The sequence below is a fragment of the Acinetobacter sp. V2 genome, assembly GCF_001188385.1.
In the GTDB taxonomy this organism is placed as follows: domain Bacteria; phylum Pseudomonadota; class Gammaproteobacteria; order Pseudomonadales; family Moraxellaceae; genus Acinetobacter; species Acinetobacter oleivorans.
This window is the reverse complement of the sequence record NZ_JZFB01000001.1, coordinates 926,483-929,972: the sequence shown is the minus strand read 5'-3', so window position 1 is coordinate 929,972 and position 3,490 is coordinate 926,483. Positions and strand designations below refer to the sequence as shown.

General features: G+C 35.2%; 3 protein-coding genes and 1 pseudogene. 3 read left to right on the top strand and 1 reads right to left on the bottom strand.

Annotation, left to right across the window (positions count from 1 at the left end; all coding sequences use genetic code 11):
• A pseudogene (locus UC75_RS20150) lies at positions 1-272 on the bottom strand (muconate cycloisomerase); the annotation flags it as partial.
• A gap of 100 nt (positions 273-372) precedes the next feature.
• Between UC75_RS20150 and UC75_RS04190 the strand changes: the two are divergent.
• The 3 genes from UC75_RS04190 to UC75_RS04180 all read left to right on the top strand — a co-directional run bounded on the left by UC75_RS04190 (position 373) and on the right by UC75_RS04180 (position 3,366).
• On the top strand, positions 373-1,287 hold the full coding sequence (locus tag UC75_RS04190) for a LysR family transcriptional regulator (protein ID WP_005305939.1): 915 nt from the start codon (positions 373-375) through the stop codon (positions 1,285-1,287).
• Positions 1,288-1,368: 81 nt separating this feature from the next.
• A complete protein-coding gene (locus UC75_RS04185; RefSeq protein WP_049836810.1) occupies positions 1,369-2,163 on the top strand; it encodes a TorF family putative porin in 795 nt (264 codons plus the stop codon).
• Positions 2,164-2,469: 306 nt separating this feature from the next.
• On the top strand, positions 2,470-3,366 hold the full coding sequence (locus UC75_RS04180; RefSeq protein ID WP_049836809.1) for a LysR family transcriptional regulator: 897 nt from the start codon (positions 2,470-2,472) through the stop codon (positions 3,364-3,366).
• The last annotated feature ends 124 nt before the right edge of the window (positions 3,367-3,490 follow it).

Genomic DNA, 3,490 nt, shown 5'->3' with positions numbered 1-3,490 from the left:
CGAATCAGTTTTAGTGTTTGAGCAACATTTAAATCTTTAACTGATGCGAGTAATGGTGCAAAGTAAGTATCAATATTGGCTTTGACACTTTCAGGACTTTCTTCACCATAGTTCAGTCCACCAATGGTGGTCGCTTCACCCCAACCTACAATACCATCCGTGGTCGTAATTTTAACGAGCACCAAAGTCTGAGTACGCATTGTAGTCACAGACAGCTGGTGAGGACGGATAGTTGGAATATCCACAAGTATGGTTTCTATGGTTCTATACATGAAGTTTCAACTATTACGAACTTGTTTACATACCATAGAAGAATGTAATAGCCTAAAATAGATATAGAACGGTATTTTAAGATACTAAAAAGGTATATTAATGGAATTAAGACATCTACGTTATTTTGTTACCGTTGTGGAAGAACAAAGTCTGACAAAAGCGGCTGAGAAGCTTTTTATTGCCCAGCCACCACTCACGCGTCAAATCAAAAAACTAGAAGAAGAATTAGGCATTGATTTGTTTGTGAAAGGGTCGCGTCCATTAAAAGTGACAGAAGCAGGGCTGTTTTTTTACCAACATGCCGTTCAAATTTTAACGCATACGGCTCAAGCTGCTTCGATGGCTAAAAAAATGAAGTTGGTAGAGAACATTGTCAAAGTTGGCTATGTGAGTTCACTTCTGTATGGGCGTTTACCACAGGTCATTTATCTATTTAGGCAAAAAAATCCTGACATTCATGTCGAGCTTATTGAGTGTGGCACACGAGATCAGGTTGAAGCTTTAAAGTTAGGCAAAATCGATTTAGGTTTTGGCCGATTACCAATTAGCGATCCAGCGATTAAAAGGCTTTTACTTAGAAAAGAAAAATTAAAACTCGCAATTCATAAAAAGCATCCATTAAGTGAGTTTCAAGATTCAGGAATTTACTTATCGCAAATTATTAATGAGACGATTTTTTCTTACCCAACGACACCTAAGCCTAATTTTTCGACCACTATTCAAGCTTTATTTACAAAGTTAGGGTTAATCCCCGCCAAGCTGACCGAAGTACGAGAAATTCACATGGCGCTTGGTTTGGTGGCATCGGGCGAGGGTATTTGTATTATTCCAGAAAGTGCCTGTGATATTGGAATGAAGAATCTAACTTATTTAAATATCTTAGATTTAGAAGCTTATAGTCCCATTTCTCTATCTATGCGTAATATGGATCAAAGTTCTTATATTCCTAAAATTTTAGATTGTATTGAAGAGATCTATAGTCAAGAAGAAGTGTCGAGAAATTTAAATTTATAACTTTTTAATACGTTTTAAATTGAATTATCATGTTATTTTAAAACTTTAAGATTATAGGTAATATTTAAAAGGAATTAATAGATGAGAAAAATTTTAGGCGCAGCTTCTCTCATTATGTCTACCTGTGTTGTACATGCTGAACAATTAAATGAACAAGAAAAAACCTCTCCATATAGCGCGAATGTTACTTTTGCTAGCCAATATATTTCACGTGGGTTTCAACAAACTTGGGGTAAACCTGCTTTGCAAGGTGGACTGGATTATGCCAACCCGAATGGTTTTTTTGTCGGGACTTGGGCATCAAGTGTAAGCTCTAATTATTTGCGAGATGCCTCGGTTGAATGGGATTTTTATACAGGTTATTTAAAAACAATCGATAAATTTTCAATTGGGATGTCGGTTTTTTACTACTACTACCCAGGCGCGAAAAGTACACCAGAAACGGGGAGTAGCAGTTATAACTATGGTGAAATTGTACCTCAAATTGGCTATGGTCCTTTAAGCCTCAAATACTTTGTTACCTATACACCAGATTATGCCGGTTATAACTCCAAAACCATGGGTGGACCTGCTGGTAAAAGGTCAAGAGGTTCGAGTTATCTAGACCTGAACTTTACCCAGCCTATCAGTGAAACTTGGACTTTTGGCGCCCACTATGGCTATGAAAGAATCAAAAACTTTTCAGAGTCAAACTTTCAGGATGTTAAAGCTGAACTTATTAAAGATTTAGGAGATGGCTGGACTACAGGATTGGCCTATACCAGAGCATGGGATAAAAATAGCTACTATAAAAAGTATAGCAATGGTGAAGCAGGTGCACCTGTTTCAAATCCGATTGACTCGACTTTTACAGTGTCTGTAAAAAAAGTATTTTAAATTAGATTTAACAATAATGGCTTTTAACTGCGCTTGGGCATCTTTAAATTTAAACTTCCAAACGTAGTTAAAACTGAATTTCTATTTATTTTTAAGTTAATTACGGCTGAATTGAGAATAACTGCGATTGAACTCAGCATAAGTTTGAAAGCTTCTCATAATTTTTTATCATAAAACTTATATGGACTTTTATTAAATTCAATATTGATGATATGAAATAAAATGAATAGTAAGCTACTGTTTATTCCATAAAAAAACATCATAATTGGATATAACCTTTATTTATAAATCTTGTCCTAAGCTATTATGAAAATTGAAGATATTGAAGCTTTTGTTTGTTTTGTCAATGTTCAATCTACCAGTCTGGCTGCCCAGCAATTAGGTATTTCACAACCTGCTATTACTAGAAGGATCCAAAATCTAGAATCAGATTTGGGATTACAGCTTTTTGACCGTAATACGCGCCCTCTAAAATTGACTCAGCTAGGATTTCAAATTTTTGAGCAGTGTGCTCAGGTTACTGCTGAAATAGATGCATTAGGGCAACTAGTTAACAGCTATAAATTATCGACCCAAAACTTACGGATTGGTATAGCGACAAGTCTATCAGACACGATCTTGTCAGGTATTTTAGAAGACTTAAAGCAAAGTTATCCCACATTAAACTTAGAAATTAGCACAGGTTGGGGTATCGATTTATTAGATAAATTTAAGGAAAAAAAGCTAGATTGCATTTTTTCAACAACAGCTCAAACTTATGGGCAGAATGACCAGATAAACATGGAAATTTTAGGTCAGTTACAAATTGTGCCGACTGTTTCTAAAAAATTAAAAAAGATGTCCGTTCAGCATCTTGCCGATTGTCAGTCTTTAGGATGGATTCTTAATACTGAAGGGTGCGGTTTTCGCCAATATCTTGTATCGGAATACCATAAATTGAATCAGTTACCTAATATAAAAATTGAGGTTACAGGAACCAATTTGCAGATGAATTTATTGGCTCAAGGTCTTGGAGTAGGATTATTACCGAAAGAAGTTTTTGAAAAGAGTATCTATGCTGCTCAACTTACCTCAATCGAACTTACGGACTTCAATTTATCAGTGCAACTTTTTTATATGATTCAACCCGATTTGAATGAAGTCTATCAATCAATTTGCCAAGAGATGAGCCGTAAAGTACAGAGCTTACTAGGATGGGGATGAAATAAAATAACAAGAAATTTTATTAAGCATAAACAATATAAAAAGCATTAATTGATGATAAAGCTTTCGTTGATGTCCACAATGTTTTGAGCACCACTCACTCCATTAGTATTCCATATTTTAA

Bases quoted from the DNA above. Each gene is read 5' to 3' on its own strand.
- UC75_RS04190 (WP_005305939.1), top strand. From the start codon at position 373: ATGGAATTAAGACATCTACGTTATTTTGTTACCGTTGTGGAAGAACAA.
- UC75_RS04185 (WP_049836810.1), top strand. From the start codon at position 1,369: ATGAGAAAAATTTTAGGCGCAGCTTCTCTCATTATGTCTACCTGTGTT.
- UC75_RS04180 (WP_049836809.1), top strand. From the start codon at position 2,470: ATGAAAATTGAAGATATTGAAGCTTTTGTTTGTTTTGTCAATGTTCAA.